Source organism: Levilactobacillus sp. LN180102, assembly GCF_050106635.1.
Lineage (GTDB): Bacteria > Bacillota > Bacilli > Lactobacillales > Lactobacillaceae > Levilactobacillus > Levilactobacillus brevis.
In genome coordinates this window covers 114,587-129,210 of record NZ_JBNIIX010000004.1, presented here as the reverse complement: position 1 = coordinate 129,210, position 14,624 = coordinate 114,587, and the positions used below count along the sequence as shown (strand labels likewise).

At 45.0% G+C, this 14,624-nt stretch carries 12 protein-coding genes and 1 tRNA gene; 10 read left to right on the top strand and 3 right to left on the bottom strand.

Annotated elements, in window-relative coordinates; all coding sequences use genetic code 11:
• Positions 1–131 precede the first annotated feature (131 nt).
• Together ACP4IT_RS04220 and ACP4IT_RS04215 are read left to right on the top strand one after the other, a co-directional pair.
• Positions 132–1,388, top strand: a complete 1,257-nt coding sequence (locus ACP4IT_RS04220) for a carboxylate--amine ligase (RefSeq protein ID WP_041815400.1) — start codon at positions 132–134, stop codon at positions 1,386–1,388.
• A gap of 6 nt (positions 1,389–1,394) precedes the next feature.
• The gene (locus ACP4IT_RS04215) at positions 1,395–2,108 is read left to right on the top strand and encodes an aspartate/glutamate racemase family protein (protein ID WP_011668221.1); all 714 of its coding nucleotides are present in this window, start codon (positions 1,395–1,397) and stop codon (positions 2,106–2,108) included.
• A 213-nt stretch (positions 2,109–2,321) separates the two neighbouring features.
• Here the strand turns inward: ACP4IT_RS04215 and ACP4IT_RS04210 are convergent, their stop codons facing one another.
• From ACP4IT_RS04210 to ACP4IT_RS04200, 3 genes are all read right to left on the bottom strand, one after another.
• Entirely contained in the window at positions 2,322–2,663 is a 342-nt protein-coding gene (locus ACP4IT_RS04210; protein ID WP_011668220.1) for a YisL family protein, read from the bottom strand.
• A gap of 66 nt (positions 2,664–2,729) precedes the next feature.
• The gene (locus ACP4IT_RS04205) at positions 2,730–3,263 is read right to left on the bottom strand and encodes a dihydrofolate reductase family protein (protein WP_011668219.1); all 534 of its coding nucleotides are present in this window, start codon (positions 3,261–3,263) and stop codon (positions 2,730–2,732) included.
• Between the two features lie 60 nt (positions 3,264–3,323).
• Positions 3,324–4,583, bottom strand: coding sequence for a peptidoglycan recognition protein family protein (locus ACP4IT_RS04200; protein WP_011668218.1), 1,260 nt, complete (start codon positions 4,581–4,583; stop codon positions 3,324–3,326).
• A 333-nt stretch (positions 4,584–4,916) separates the two neighbouring features.
• Between ACP4IT_RS04200 and ACP4IT_RS04195 the strand changes: the two genes are divergently transcribed.
• The 8 genes from ACP4IT_RS04195 to ACP4IT_RS04160 all read left to right on the top strand — a co-directional run bounded on the left by ACP4IT_RS04195 (position 4,917) and on the right by ACP4IT_RS04160 (position 14,613).
• Positions 4,917–5,138, top strand: coding sequence for a DUF2187 domain-containing protein (locus tag ACP4IT_RS04195; RefSeq protein ID WP_011668217.1), 222 nt, complete (start codon positions 4,917–4,919; stop codon positions 5,136–5,138).
• Positions 5,139–5,216: 78 nt separating this feature from the next.
• Positions 5,217–5,287: transfer RNA gene (locus ACP4IT_RS04190), tRNA-Gly, on the top strand.
• A gap of 323 nt (positions 5,288–5,610) precedes the next feature.
• The gene (gene argS, locus ACP4IT_RS04185) at positions 5,611–7,302 is read left to right on the top strand and encodes an arginine--tRNA ligase (RefSeq protein ID WP_011668216.1); all 1,692 of its coding nucleotides are present in this window, start codon (positions 5,611–5,613) and stop codon (positions 7,300–7,302) included.
• Between the two features lie 234 nt (positions 7,303–7,536).
• Positions 7,537–8,004: an arginine repressor gene (argR, locus tag ACP4IT_RS04180; RefSeq protein ID WP_128491868.1), complete on the top strand. Its 468-nt coding sequence runs from the start codon at positions 7,537–7,539 to the stop codon at positions 8,002–8,004.
• A 165-nt stretch (positions 8,005–8,169) separates the two neighbouring features.
• Positions 8,170–10,266, top strand: a complete 2,097-nt coding sequence (locus ACP4IT_RS04175) for a PBP1A family penicillin-binding protein (RefSeq protein WP_047021579.1) — start codon at positions 8,170–8,172, stop codon at positions 10,264–10,266.
• Between the two features lie 90 nt (positions 10,267–10,356).
• Positions 10,357–10,701, top strand: coding sequence for a YlbF family regulator (locus ACP4IT_RS04170; RefSeq protein WP_011668213.1), 345 nt, complete (start codon positions 10,357–10,359; stop codon positions 10,699–10,701).
• Between the two features lie 83 nt (positions 10,702–10,784).
• Positions 10,785–11,999 (top strand): metallophosphoesterase family protein, encoded by a 1,215-nt coding sequence (locus ACP4IT_RS04165; protein WP_426855169.1) that lies wholly within the window; start codon positions 10,785–10,787, stop codon positions 11,997–11,999.
• Positions 11,989–14,613: an ATP-binding protein gene (locus tag ACP4IT_RS04160; RefSeq protein WP_011668211.1), complete on the top strand. Its 2,625-nt coding sequence runs from the start codon at positions 11,989–11,991 to the stop codon at positions 14,611–14,613. Before ACP4IT_RS04165 ends, ACP4IT_RS04160 begins: the two co-directional genes overlap by 11 nt.
• Positions 14,614–14,624: the final 11 nt, after the last annotated feature.

Here is a 14,624-nt window from a genome sequence, read left to right as displayed (position 1 = left end):
TTTAACGGCGCGCCAATGAATTTGGTCGGCCGATAACGATCAAGGTTGCTATTGGACTCGTCCGCTAACAACCTTGATTGTGTTTACTTAGCTTTTAATCAAAATTTAGTGTGAAGGGACGTTTATGTGTGATGGAAACCAATGGCGTCAAGTTTACGCCCGTATTACTCGGGAGTGATTTTAACGTTTACGGGATGGCTCGCTCCTTTTATGAGCTATACCATGAACCCGTTCAAGCTTTTGCCAGTGTGCAATTAGCACCAACGCGCTATACAAAAGTTGTTAATTTAGAGTTGATTCCTGGATTTGATGAAGATCCAGTTTGGATTCAAACAATGCGTAAACTTAAGGAGCGGTACGCTGATCATCCCGAACCTGTGATTTTAATTGGGTGTGGGGATGGTTATGCCGAATTGATTAGTAAGCATAAAGCCGAACTCGCTGATGTGTTTATTTGCCCCTATATCGACTACGATAAATTACGGCATTTGAACAATAAAGAGAATTTCTACAAAGTCTGTGACCAGTACGGATTACCCTATCCGGCTACCCGTATTATCACCAAGGACATGGCGACAGCCGCTGAACCGGTGGAACAACCCTTTGATTATCCGGTAGCCCTGAAACCAGCTAACAGTGTGGAATGGTTGGATGTCCACTTCGAGGGGCGTAAGAAGGCCTTTCGGATTCAGTCTGAAGCAGAGTTCCGCGATATTGTGCAGAAGATTTATGCCAACGGCTACCAGTCCGATCTGATCTTACAAGATTTTGTTCCTGGTGATGATAGTAACATGCGGGTACTAAATGCTTACGTCGATCAATATCACCATGTGAAGATGATGTGCCTCGGCCATCCTTTGTTGGAAGACCCAGCACCATCTGCGATTGGTAACTATGTTGCGATCATTCCTGAATATAACGAGACAATTTATCAGAACATTCAGAAATTCTTGGAAGCCATTGAATTTACTGGGTACGCGAACTTTGATATGAAGTACGATGTGCGTGACCAAACGTTTAAGTTATTTGAAATTAACTTACGTCAGGGACGGAGTAGTTTCTTTGTGACCTTAAATGGCTATAATCTGGCTGATTGGGTTGTTAAGGACTACGTTAAACAGGAATTGGTTGATGCTCCCACCGTTTACGGTAATCAAGATGAGTCACAACATGCGCTATGGTTAGGTGTGCCGGTGAAAGTCTTTAAGCAATATACGCGTGAGAATGTGGACAAGCAACGGGCGTTGAAGTTGATTGCCGCTGGCAAGTATGGAACAACGTATCACTACGATCAGGATATGAACTTAAAACGGTGGGCATTGCTAACCTGGATGCAACACAACTATACGGTGAACTTTAAGAAGTATTTCGCTGAAAATAAGGGGTAAGCCATTATGGAAAAATTCTTTACGATTATTGGCGGCATGGGAACCATGGCCACCGAAAGTTACTTACATCAATTGAACTTACGGACGCCGGCGCACGCCGATCAAGAGTATTTGAATTACATTTTGGTCAATCACGCAACGGTGCCGGATCGGACAGCTTATATTTTGGATCACAGCCAGCCCAGTCCGTTACCCACATTACTGGATGACATCCGGCAACAAAGCCAGTTAAACCCAGCGTTCTTTACGCTACCTTGTAATACGGCTCATTATTTTTATGATGACTTGCAGGCCGCTACGACTATCCCGTTGTTGCATATGCCACGCGAAACGGTCAAGGAAATCCAACGCCATTTTCCGGAAGCTAAGCGCATTGGGATTACTGGTACGCAGGGAACCATTACGGATAAGGTCTACGAAGATGAGGTGTTGGCGGCCGGGTTGACACCAGTGTTGCCAACCGCAGAGATTGAAGCGGAAACGATGGAGTTGATTTACGACAATATCAAGGAGCAAGACCGTGTAGATGCACCGTTGTATCACCGGATTTTACGCCAAATGCATGATGAGCAAGGGGCCGACTTGGTCATTTTGGGGTGTACCGAGTTATCTCTAGCCCAGGAACGCGAACCGGAAACTCAGATTCCTTTGGTTGATAGTCAATCAGTATTGGTTGATCGAACACTGGAAATGGCTTTAGCCTTACGTGATAAAAAATAAGTAATAGATAAATGATGGTCTTGAGTGGCTTCTCTTTTTAGAGGAGTCACTTTTTTTATTATAATCAATTGGTTAGGAAATTAATCGTAGTGAAAGTTTCTATCCAGCAGTGGCGAAAGTCGATCTACCCTAATCCAGATCACCACTTTCACTTTTATATAAAAATATCCCTTCTCAACATTAATGATGGCTGTTGAGAAGGGATATTAATAATTATTTAAAAGCTAACGTTAGTCCCAATCCAATCGTCAGTAAAGCGACGATACCTAGTAGCCAGTAAATGAGATGATGCGTTGTTCGCTCCATCTTTCGACCAAAGCTAATCTCAATTAGTGCAATGGTCCCAATTCCCAAAAGAAACTTGAGACTGATGAGGAGGGGAGCGTGGTTAAACGTTCGGATACTTAACACAACCCCACTGATAATCATGATGATATAAGCAATTCGCGCCAGAATAAGGCATTGGGTGGCTCGTTTTTCAGAATGTCGAGTCAGCCCAACGACGACTAAAATTGCTAAAATAATCCAAGTCCAAAAGTGAAGCCCTAACCACATAGCAACCGCTCCTTTGATATGACGCCTAGTAACCTTAGCCTACCATAATCTACCGGATACCGGGTACTAATTTTCCTCCTTTTCATAGACCAATTCTGCCAGTGGTCCAAGGGGGTGGACGGACTGAAGGTGGAAATGGTGGCGACGATTTAGGTCACCAAAGAGACGTTTACCTTGCCCCAAGGTAACGGGGGCGATTTGTAAGTAGAGTTCGTCAATGAGGTCGTCGGCGATTAAGGGGGTTAGAATGGCTTGTCCACCAATAATCCAGACATTGCCAGATTGCTGCTTCAAACGGCGTGCAAGGCCAAGCAGGTCTTCACTGGTGAAAGTGATAGTTGCTGTATCTTGATAGGGACACTGGGTTAAGACATAGCTGTGCATGGTAGGATTATAGGGATTGAGAGTTAATGTTGAGGCCGATTCAGCAATCGTATCATAAGTGACCCGGCCCATAATGGCAGTCGTCATCTTACCTAATACATCATGGCCGGCGTCCACCGGGATTCCCGCTAAGCCGGTTAACCAATCGAGACGATCATCAGTTGTTGCTAAGTAGCCATCTAAGGAGATAGCACCGTAAAATTGAATTTTTCCCATTATTGTAATGATCCTTTCAAAAAAACGCTGCTCCAATTCGGAGCAGCGTTAAAGTGGGCATTAGGCATTGGTATTTAAACCAGCTGCTTTAATCCAGTAAGCTTTATTATTTAAGACAATGCGATACCAAGTTGAGCCATCGCTGGCTTTGTTACCTTGTTTGTTGACCGTTACCTTGGTTCCGGTACTAAAGTCTTGCGTATGTGCCGTTGTCTTGGATAGATAAGTTGAATTGAGTACGTGGTTGTACATCGCGTAATTTTGAGAATTGTTAAGTGTCATGGTTCCACTGGCGTCACTGTAAGTGACCTTGGGAAAGTTCAAAACCTTGCTATATACCCAGTACTTCGTAGTGGCATTCTTACTGAAGCGGATGCGATACCAAGTGCCGCTCCAACCACCTTTTTTGACACCACGACTATCGACATAGACCTTGGCACCTTTGTGATCAGCACTCAAGCGACCCCAGCCGATTTTGTAAGCACCACTGGTTCCCTTAACATGATTGTAGACGGTCCAATTGGTGTAATTATTGGCTAAAGTTGCGGTTTCGTTATTACTCCCGTGATTGTAAGTGACCGTCTTTTTAGTAGTCGGCGTCGTGTGATCCGTTGACGTATCTGTATTGTTATCCGCCGGATCATCTGTTGATGTGGATGACCCTGATAACTTGGCGTACTGCGTATTTACGAGACTAACAAAGTCTGTCATAGTGTAAGTCGTCCCAAAGTAGGTACTGGCGTTACTCTTCCAATAACCATCCGGATCGGTATGATTGGTTCCGCCAAGGCGATTGGAGACATCATGATGGGAAAGAACCGTGGTGTAACGCTTAGGCGTGAGCCCATTTTGCTTTAAAATATAGGCCGTGTAGTAGGCGGCGTTGTTCAATTCAGAGGCGAAGGCCGCTTTAGAATGAACCTCAACTTGTTCAAACTGCACATACCGTGCATTGGCTACGGGACCAGCACCCCAAGATAAGTATTTGGTGTTGGCAATATTAATAATGTGACTGGCGTCGACAAACGTGTGTACGAAAGCTGCCGAATAATTATTTTTCATATAGGCAATTTCATTATAGATTGTGGAATTGGGGTTGGCTGTTTCATGGACCACAACCCCTTCCGGTTTATTATAGCGATAACTGTTCTTAGGAAAGGTTGACCAAATTGAGCTAGTAATTTTAGGTGTCGCATAATTTTGATTAGCGATGTACGTATTAATTGAATTGGCGCTAGCCGAAGTGTTGGACCAAAAGAGCCCAAAACAACCGGCGGTAATGGCGATTCCCCGAACCGCCCAACGTTGCCATTTTTTCATATTTATTTGTTCCTCCTGTTGATAACTATTTTTAAAATAGACTTAACGCAACGCCTAAAGTATAACTTATTTAAGGAACTTTGAATATTCAAAGAATTTTTGAAGAAAAAACATAATTGTTCGTTAATTACGCTGTATTTTTTGAAATACCCTTGAAAACAAGCATTAAATTTAGTTTTTAACCGAAAAATAAAAATAATGGGCATTAAAGTTCGCGTTTACTCGTTTGTTTCAAACTTTTTACATTTGTGTTGCGAGGAAAGGAGACTTTACTTGCTTCATCTAAGTGATTTGGCTATAATTAAATTTTGCAAATGAAAGGAGCGACGAACAATGGCTGAAATTAAAATTGGCGATTACGTTGCGGCAGAAAAGTTTGGTCCTCTCGAACATGATTTTACGGGAGAAGTTACCAAAGTGTATGATAATTCAGTTTTAGTTGAAATCCGTGAGTATGATCCTGCAGATAAAACGGCGGTCGGCGATATGAATAACCGGGCGGTTGTGCGAAAGACCGCTGCAAAAGTGACCGGTCACGTCGCAGACGAAAACTAGTTTTTTAAAAACTTTTTGAATTTATTTTCAAAAAATGATGACAACCCACAGATGGTATGCTATACTTTTCTGTGTTGTGCGGGTGTAGTTTAGTGGTAAAATTCAAGCTTCCCAAGCTTGCGTCGCGGGTCCGATTCCCGTCACCCGCTTTCGAATGTAGGCGGCCAACATGGTCGTCTTTCTTATTATTCGAAAGCTTTCACCATCACTGGAATAGTAATTTAAGTGGTTTCTCCTCAGCAAGTCCGGGTAGCTGTAAGCCGGAAGGGAATCTTTAAATGAACGGGTCAGTGGCGACTAATTTAATTCAATCATTTAAGTGGACTTTAAAGTCAATTAGAGTGGTACCGCGGGTAATCTCGTCTCTTACAAGTATTTTTGTAAGGGGCGTTTTTTTTGTTCCCGGAGTCGTTTGGTGTAAACTAAAATTGATTTACTAACTAATTAACAACCTTTCAAAGGAGGAGTATCTATGGACTACAAACAAATCGTAACGGCAGCCTTGAGTGACGCTTTAGCGGGTCAATTAACGCGTGACGAAATTGCTAGCAAATTGGAACGGCCAAAGACATCTGATAAAGGGGACATGGCGTTCCCGACATTTACATTAGCTAAGCTCTTGCACCAAGCTCCCCAACAAATTGCACAAGACTTAGCGGAAAAGCTAGATAAAACTAGTTTTGAAAAGGTGGAAGTTGTGGGGCCTTACTTGAACTTCTTCTTTGATAAAGGGGCGTACAGTGCCGAAACTTTGCAGACCGTGTTAACTGCTGGTGCTGACTATGGTCAAAACGACGATGGTCAAGGCGGTAATGTGCCGATTGATATGTCGTCACCCAACATCGCGAAGCCAATGTCGATGGGTCACTTACGGTCAACGGTAATTGGAAATTCAATTGCTGAAATCTTAACTAAGAATGGGTACCATCCCATCAAGGATAATCATTTAGGTGACTGGGGAACCCAATTTGGGAAGCTCATCACGGCCTACAAGTTGTGGGGGAACGAAGCCGATGTTAAGGCAGATCCCATCAATAAGTTGGTGGAATATTACGTTCGGTTCCATAAAGAAGATGTTGATAAACCGGAACTTGATGATACGGCACGGGAATGGTTCCGGAAGCTTGAAAATGGGGACGAAGAAGCCCATGAACTGTGGCAATGGTTCCGGGATGCTTCTTTACAGGAATTTAACGATGTTTACGAAAAATTAGGCGTGACGTTTGATACCTTTAATGGTGAAGCCTTCTACAATGATAAGTTGGAGGAAGTTGTCCAGATTCTTAAGGACAAAAACTTATTGGTTGAATCTCAAGGAGCACAAGTGGTTGATTTGAGTAAATACAACTTGAATCCTGCTTTGATCTTGAAGAGCGACGGTGCTTCACTCTATATCACCCGGGATATTGCAACGGCCCTTTATCGGGACCGGACGTATCATCCAGCTAAGAATTTATACGTCGTGGGCTCAGAACAGACGTACTACTTTAAGCAATTAAAAGCAGTGTTGCAAGAAATGGGCGTGCCATCAGCTGATGACCTGGAGCACATTCCATTCGGCTTAATCACGGTTGATGGTAAGAAACTGTCAACGCGTTCTGGCCGTATCATTTTGTTGGCTAAGGTTTTGGATGACTCCGTTAAATTGGCGGCTGAAGAAATCAATGAAAAGAACCCAGATTTGGCGAATAAGGATGAAGTTGCCCAACAAGTTGGGGTTGGTGCCATTGTCTTTGGCGATTTGAAGAATGAACGGACCAATAACATTGACTTCGTATTGGCCGATCAATTGAAATTCGAAGGCGAAACGGGACCTTACGTCCAATACTCACATGCCCGAGCTGAAAGTATTTTACGTAAGGCTGGTAAGGTGACGATTACGACTGATGGCAACCAAATATCGGATCCAGAAGCCTGGGACACCATTAAGACGCTAGCTGATTTTCCAGCCATGGTTAAGATGGCCTGCGATGAGTTTGAACCATCTGTGATTGCGAAGTATGCGATTCGGTTGGCGAAGACCTTTAACAAATACTATGCACACTCAAAGATTCTGACGGAAGACGCCGAGTTGCCTGCACGGTTGGCTCTAGTTAAGGCAGTTTCCACTGTGCTAAAAGAATCTCTACGGCTATTAGGTGTTCAAGCACCTGACGAAATGTAGGAAGAAACACGCAACTAGCTGTCGTTAGGCAATGAATGACTCAAGACAAACGTCTTGGGTCTTTTTTGGTGGGCACACGTCAAGATGGCGGTTATTAAATGTGCATGTAAATTTAGGAAAATGTTAATTTATGCGGAAAATAGCGAATGTAAGGGGCCTCTTTTGCGTTTATAATGAATATTTGTTAAAATAATGGTCGTAGTTATGCAAGAATATACGAGGAGGGTTGTTTTAGTGAAAAAGAGTATTCGGCAAGAACGTATCGAACGTCTGATTAACCAATATCCAATCGGAACCCAGGAGGAATTAATGGAGCACCTTGAGGATGTGGGTATTCAGGCCACTCAGGCAACCATCTCTCGAGATATTCGCGAAATGCAGATTGTAAAAGCGCAAGATGGACATGGGCATTTGCGCTACACGATTTTTAAAGTGGACAACCGCAGTGAAGAAGAGCATCTGCGTGAAACCATTAATGAAGTAGTCATTGGCTTAACTCAAGTGGATTTTGTTAATGTGTTGAAAACACTACCTAGTAATGGGAACCTGTTGGCCGCAATTTTTGATGATTTAAACTTACCAGAGATTGTGGGCACGCTGGCAGGTCACGATACAATCCTGATTATTAGTGCTAATGCAGATGTTGCCAAGCAGCTCCATGATAAGATTGCTGCTGAAATGAATCCGGAAATTATCCACTAATTGTTGATAGAATATGTCGTGGCGTCTAGCTGGACATGTTCTTTTTTTATCGTAATGACGGTTAAGCTATTTTAAAGGTTCATAAAGTTTCGCCTAAATGCGGGTGCGAACACAGGTTTATGCTAGAATTGTTTTATTACAATTGAAATAAGAAGAGGCTATTTTATGAATAACCAACAACCTAATCAGACCTTTTGGTCAGGTTTCAAAATACGTTTTAGACGCTTCTGGCGACGGTTTCAGCTTACTCGTTGGTTAATCGTTATTTTTCTCACGATTGTGTTTGTCATGAGTGCTTATTTAACGTTTATGGCAAAGACGGCCAATGTGGGGGACTTGAAAGCGGCCCTGGAAAATCCAACGCAAATTTATGATCGTCGAAATAAAAAAGCGGGAACCCTGTATTCTCAAAAGGGGACATATGTGCCACTGACGAACATCTCAACGAACGTTCAGCAAGCTGTCATCTCGACAGAAGATCGGAACTTTTATCATGAACATGGCTTTTCCGTCAAAGGGATTGGCCGCGCGTTTTTCCTGTACGCTAAAAATAAAGTTTTACGGCAGAATTATATTAGTGGCGGGGGAAGTACGCTGACCCAGCAACTGGTAAAAAATGCTTATTTGACCCAGGAACAGACATTTACGCGAAAATTTAAAGAGTTATTCCTGTCAGTTGAGGTCGAAAATGTATATAGCAAAAAGGATATTTTATCAATGTACCTCAATAATGCTTACTTTGGTAACGGTGTTTGGGGAGTGCAGGATGCTGCTAAACGGTATTTTGGTAAAACGGCAGCTAACTTAACTGTCCCAGAAGCTGCCGTTTTGGCGGGGATGCTAACCTCACCGAGTGCCTATAATCCAGTTGATCACCCTCAAGCGTCACGGGCTCGACGTAATGTGGTTTTGGGATTGATGGCAGAAACTGGGGCTATTACGCAAGCACAAGCCAAGCAATACCAGGCAACTGCCATTACGACAAATGATAGCTATAGCTACAAAAATTCTTACAAATATCCTTATTTCTTTGACGCGGTGATTAATGAAGCAGTCAATAAGTATGGGTTAACCGAATCAGAGATTATGAATAAGGGGTATAAAATCTATACAACGCTTGATCAGGCCAATCAGACGCAGATGCAGATGCTCTTTAGAAATCCGAGCTACTTCCCGGCGAACGCCAGTGATGGGACTAAGGTCCAAGCGGCTTCGATTGCTATCGATCCGACAACTGGTGGGGTGGAAGCCGTGGTTGGTGGACGTGGTAAACATGTTTTCCGGGGTTATAACCGGGCTAATCAAATGCGGCGTCAGCCCGGGTCGACGATTAAGCCACTGGCTGTCTATACGCCAGCTTTGGAGAATGGTTATTACTACGATTCTGAGCTTACGGATAAGAAAAAATCATATGGGACGAATGATTATACGCCGCACAATTATGGGAATCAGTATAGCGGTCAGGTACCGATGTATGAGGCGTTGGCCCAGAGTAAAAATGCGCCAGCTGTGTGGTTGCTGAACAAGATTGGTGTCGATAAGGGCTATGACTCTGTGAAGAAGTTTGGGCTACCAGTAACTAAATCAGATAAAAACTTGGCTTTGGCCTTAGGTGGGTTGAAGACAGGGGTGTCACCACAGCAATTAGCCCAAGCCTATACGGCATTTGCCAACGAAGGAACGATGACATCGGCTCATTACATTCGGAAGATTGTGGATGCGTCTGGTAATGTGGTCGTTGATAATACGCAAACTGAGGCTAAGAAAACTAAGGTCATGTCTAGTAAGACAGCTAAGCAGATGACCAGTATGATGATGGGTGTCTTCAATTACGGGACGGGAACGAGTGCGAAACCGTATGGATATACCATTGCTGGTAAGACTGGTAGTACCGAGGCGGATGGTGATTCTGATGCTACACGGGATAAGTGGATCGTTGGTTATACGCCAGATATCGTGGTTACCACTTGGGAAGGTTTCGATAGTACCAGTAGTAAACACCATTTGGAAAACGTTAGTGGTACGGGTGAAGGCCCACTTTATAAAGCAGAAATGGAAAGCATTTTGCCAAATACAAAGGGAACCGCATTTAACACCAAGGATGCATCGACAATCGCTAATGCTAAAAGTAGCGGGAGTTCGTCAAGCGGTGATATCTGGGATTCTGTACAAAAGGGTATCAATAATGCCGGCAAGCAATTTAACAATGCAGCGGATACGGTTAAGTCCTGGTGGAATAAGGCTAAGTCAATTGTGGAATAACTGGGAATCCCTCCTAGGGTGAGTTGCTAAAGCATGGTACAATGGAAAGGTAAGTCAACTGGGTCATAGACCCACTGAGGAGGAACTGTAATGGCTGATAAGATGCAAGCTCTGGGTGCACAGTTAACCCAAGCATTACAAGAAACAGATGAATTTAAAGCGCTCAAGGCAGCGTTTGCGACGATGAAGGAAGACGACGCAACTTATAAGTTGTTCAAACGTTTCCAGCAAATTCAAATGGATCTACAACAGAAGCAAATGGCTGGTCAACAAGTGACGGATGATGAGATGAGTCGTGCGCGCGACGTGGCTGATCAGGTTGCTAAGATTGAAGCCGTTAAGACGTTAATGGATGCAGAACGCGGCGTTAATGCTTTGTTGAATCAACTGAACCAGACCATCACCCAACCAATCCAAGATATTTACGCGGGTTAGGTTAAGTAGAGATTGTCGGCGTGGCTGCTCATTTGGGTGGTTAGGTCGACTTTTTTTAATCACAGAAAGGTCAAGTGATTGGGATGAAATTTATTCATGCGGCAGATTTACATTTGGATAGTCCCTTTCTGGGACTGACTAATTTGCCCAATAGTTTATTAACAGTCATTCGTCAGTCAACTTTTGCCGCGGTAACGAAGGTTTTTGACCGGGCGATTAGTGAGCACGTTGATTTTGTTGTCCTGGCCGGAGATTTATTCGATCGTTCAGAACAGAGTGTTGCGGCGCAGGCTTATTTATTTGAACAATTTGATCGTTTGCGGTTAGCGAATATTCCCGTATTTGTTATTTTTGGGAACCATGATTTCTTGGCTGATCAACACCAGCCCATTGCTTACCCTGAAAATGTACACGTATTTGGAGCGACGGTTGAAACAAAAACGCTGACAACCGCTGCCGGTGAAACGGTTGCCCTAAGTGGCTTTAGCTATCCGCAACGCTGGGTCGAAGCCAATCCATTGGCGGCGTTTCCCAATCGTGCGGCGACTGATTGGCATCTTGGTCTGTTACATGGCGCTATCAAATCTGGAAGTCAGGATCACTATGCGCCGTTTACACGGGCTGACTTACTGAGTAAGCGGTATGACTATTGGGCTTTGGGGCACATTCACCAGCACCAGATATTAAACACACAACCGCCCGTTGTTTATGCGGGAAACACGCAAGGCCGATCGATTAATGAAACGGGAGCCAAAGGCGCATACTTGGTGGAAAGTGATGGCACAGCCTTAGTCCCGCATTTTTTTGAGACGACCGTAATTGGTTGGGATATTCCAGAGGTTATGACAACGTCGGCCGCCGATTTACCGGCAGTGGGCCAAGCGTTAACTCAGTGGGTGACCACCCACGCGACTACTTTACCCACACTGACGGCATTGTCCATTCAGGCGCCAAAATTGGTGCCAACGGATCTACATGATTTAGAGACTGATTGGTTGGCTCTGTACCAGCGAACCCACGCGCGACTTTTAAAGGAACATCAGCGTTACTTCATTCGATTAAACGTGGCGTTGCCAGAGTCAACTCTGACAGCACCACAATTGGATCAACAATATTGGGAAGCTGGGGCCGCTACCGTCTTCACACCGGAAAACTTGCGTGATCTATTTGGTAAGTTGGCTCAGGAGCCAGCCTTGGCCGAGTGGTTTGAGCAATCACAGACGCAGACTGACTTAAAACGGCTGACAGAACGGCAAATAGCTACTTTAATGGGGAAGGCGGATTCGGATGTATCTTAAAACCTTGACGATTTATGGGTTTGGTCATTTTCATGATCGGACCTTTACGTTGGATGCCGGGTTAAACTATCTTGTCGGGCCTAACGAGGCCGGTAAGTCAACGCTAACCCAATTTATTGTCGCCATTTTATTTGGATTCCCCACCAAGAAGCATCCCGAATTACGGTATGAGCCGTTAGATGGTAGTCGGTTTGGTGGCGCGCTGACCTTTGTCCAAGCAAAGACGCATTATACGGTTAGCCGAACGGCAGGACCGCATGGTGGGACGGTCACCTTACATGATAATACGACCGATCTGACACTGCCGGCAACCCAATTACCCAAGCTATTAGCACCGATGGATCAGCTTTTATTCACCCAAGTCTATGTGATCAATGAACCTCGGCTTGGCCAGGTGTTCTCGGCGTCTAAACAAGCTTTAATTGAACGGCTACGTCACGTTGGCGCGGTTGGAAGTGACTATTGGTTACAACGGGCGCAGCAAATGGATAAGCAAGCCGATACGTTATACAAGCCGCAAGGGCGTAATCCCCAGTTGAATCAACAGCTAAGGACTTATCAGGAACTAACTGATAAGTTGGATAAGGCCAATGCGGCTTATGAGACGTATTGGCAATTACGACAGGAACAACAACAACGTCAGCGGCAGCAAGCAGATTTGCAGACGCAGCTCCAACAACAGCGGCGAGTAACAACTACTTTGACGCAGCGCGTCTCTCAATGGTCAACGTATGTGGCTTGGCAACGGTTAGCCCAGAACCAGCAGGCGGCTGTCAGCGGTTTTTCGGCGACGGATGCGACGCAACTAGAACAGCTTCGAGGTCAGTTAACGGCGGCTAAGCAGACATTAACTGCGGACCAGCAACGTATAGCCACGGCCCAGCAAGCAGCAGAACTCCCAGAGTTTTTTCAAGAATACTTGCCCGTAGCCGCCCAAGTGGATCCCTTACTGACCGAGTTACCAGACGTGCAACTGGCGAGCCAACAACAAACGGCTTTGAAAACGACCCGGGCCGAGTTACAACGACGGGCGACTGAAATCGAGGCACAGTTTGCGCAAGATGGTCAAATGCCACGGGCGTTTTCTTTGGCAACGACGCAACAGATTGACCAATTGCAGCAACGATTAATCAGTGCAAATCAACAACGGCGTCAGTTACAGCAAACCTTGAATCAGCTTAATGAGCGGTATCAGCAATTGCAGCCAGCAAAGGCTCATGCGACTAACCCCTTAGCGGATAAGCAAGTTGTTTGGCTGACCATGGGCTTAGCCGTACTAATTGGCGCCATGTTTTTACCTGGCGCGATGTTCAAGCTGGTGGGCGCACTACTGGGTGTGGCGGTTGGTTATTATGGTGTTTTTTTAGTGGATAGTAGCACACCGGCAAGTCGGCAGTTGCAGGCACTGACCGATGATATTCGGGATAGTCAAGCACAATTGCGAGAGAAAGGCCGGTTAATTGATGATTTGACTAATCAGTTGGATGTGATTGGGACCGCACATGGGTTAGGACACGTGCCAGTTGAACAGTGGTCGGCTACGCAAGCGGCAATTGGTGAATGGGAACGGTTGACCCAGCAACTAGAAACAACGGATACCCAGTTGGCGACCATTGCGCAAAAAGTGACGAATTTTCGTCAACAACTGGCGACAGTATTGCCTAAGCTAGCAACAAGTGACGATGCAACGTTGTGGCAACAGTTAGCAACGATTGTCCGGTTGAAGACATCGCTGAAGTCCCAAGAAAGCGAGCTGGCAACGATTGCCACGCGATTAACTCATGATCAGGCCGCTGTGACGTCGGCACAACAACAAGTGACAACGTTCTTGAGGACGCGAAATTTGCAGCAAGTTGATGATTTCTATGACCGTTATCAGGTTCAACGAGAACGGGCCAGTCAAGCTAAACAACAGGCCGCGCTGGCAGCTCAATTGGGGCCCGAGAATTTGGCCGCGCTGCAACAGGTGTCTGATTTAGCAGCCTTACAAGCACAATTACAACAAGCGCAAGCAAAACAGCAGACAGTGCAGGCACAGTTGGATCATTGTACAGAACGCCTTGCAACGTTGGCCGGACAGCTCGCACACCTCACAACCAGTGGTACGCAAGCCACGTTGCGACAACGCCGGCAAAACTTGGTGACAGAGATGCAGACGACTACTGAAAAGTGGTTAGTCGATCGGTTGGCGAGTCAGTGGATTGAAACGACGTTGGCTGCTGCCTCCGGCGATCGACTGCCGCAAATTATAGCGCAAGCTAGTGAATTCTATGGTAAATTAACGGAAAACCGGTATACTAAAATTGAATTGACGTCAACGACATTACAGGTGCAAAAACAAACGGGGGAGTGGCGAACGGTTAGCCAGTTGTCACGAGGAACGGCTGAACAATTAGATTTAGCAGTGAAATTAGCCTTTGCGGTTGTCATGCAGCAGCAAGTGGCGATGCCATTAATCATTGATGATGGCTTTGTCAACTTTGACGAGCGTCGCCGGCAGGCTGCCTATGCGCTGTTAGCAGAAATTAGTCATAAAATTCAAGTGATCTTATTAACGGCGGATACAACTGTGATTCAATTGGCAACAGGACGAGTGAGTCAACTAAGTGACTAGGAGGAATTTTC

Bases quoted from the DNA above. Each gene is read 5' to 3' on its own strand.
- ACP4IT_RS04220 (WP_041815400.1), top strand. From the start codon at position 132: ATGGAAACCAATGGCGTCAAGTTTACGCCCGTATTACTCGGGAGTGAT.
- ACP4IT_RS04215 (WP_011668221.1), top strand. From the start codon at position 1,395: ATGGAAAAATTCTTTACGATTATTGGCGGCATGGGAACCATGGCCACC.
- ACP4IT_RS04210 (WP_011668220.1), bottom strand. From the start codon at position 2,663: ATGTGGTTAGGGCTTCACTTTTGGACTTGGATTATTTTAGCAATTTTA.
- ACP4IT_RS04205 (WP_011668219.1), bottom strand. From the start codon at position 3,263: ATGGGAAAAATTCAATTTTACGGTGCTATCTCCTTAGATGGCTACTTA.
- ACP4IT_RS04200 (WP_011668218.1), bottom strand. From the start codon at position 4,583: ATGAAAAAATGGCAACGTTGGGCGGTTCGGGGAATCGCCATTACCGCC.
- ACP4IT_RS04195 (WP_011668217.1), top strand. From the start codon at position 4,917: ATGGCTGAAATTAAAATTGGCGATTACGTTGCGGCAGAAAAGTTTGGT.
- argS (WP_011668216.1), top strand. From the start codon at position 5,611: ATGGACTACAAACAAATCGTAACGGCAGCCTTGAGTGACGCTTTAGCG.
- ACP4IT_RS04175 (WP_047021579.1), top strand. From the start codon at position 8,170: ATGAATAACCAACAACCTAATCAGACCTTTTGGTCAGGTTTCAAAATA.
- ACP4IT_RS04170 (WP_011668213.1), top strand. From the start codon at position 10,357: ATGGCTGATAAGATGCAAGCTCTGGGTGCACAGTTAACCCAAGCATTA.
- ACP4IT_RS04165 (WP_426855169.1), top strand. From the start codon at position 10,785: ATGAAATTTATTCATGCGGCAGATTTACATTTGGATAGTCCCTTTCTG.
- ACP4IT_RS04160 (WP_011668211.1), top strand. From the start codon at position 11,989: ATGTATCTTAAAACCTTGACGATTTATGGGTTTGGTCATTTTCATGAT.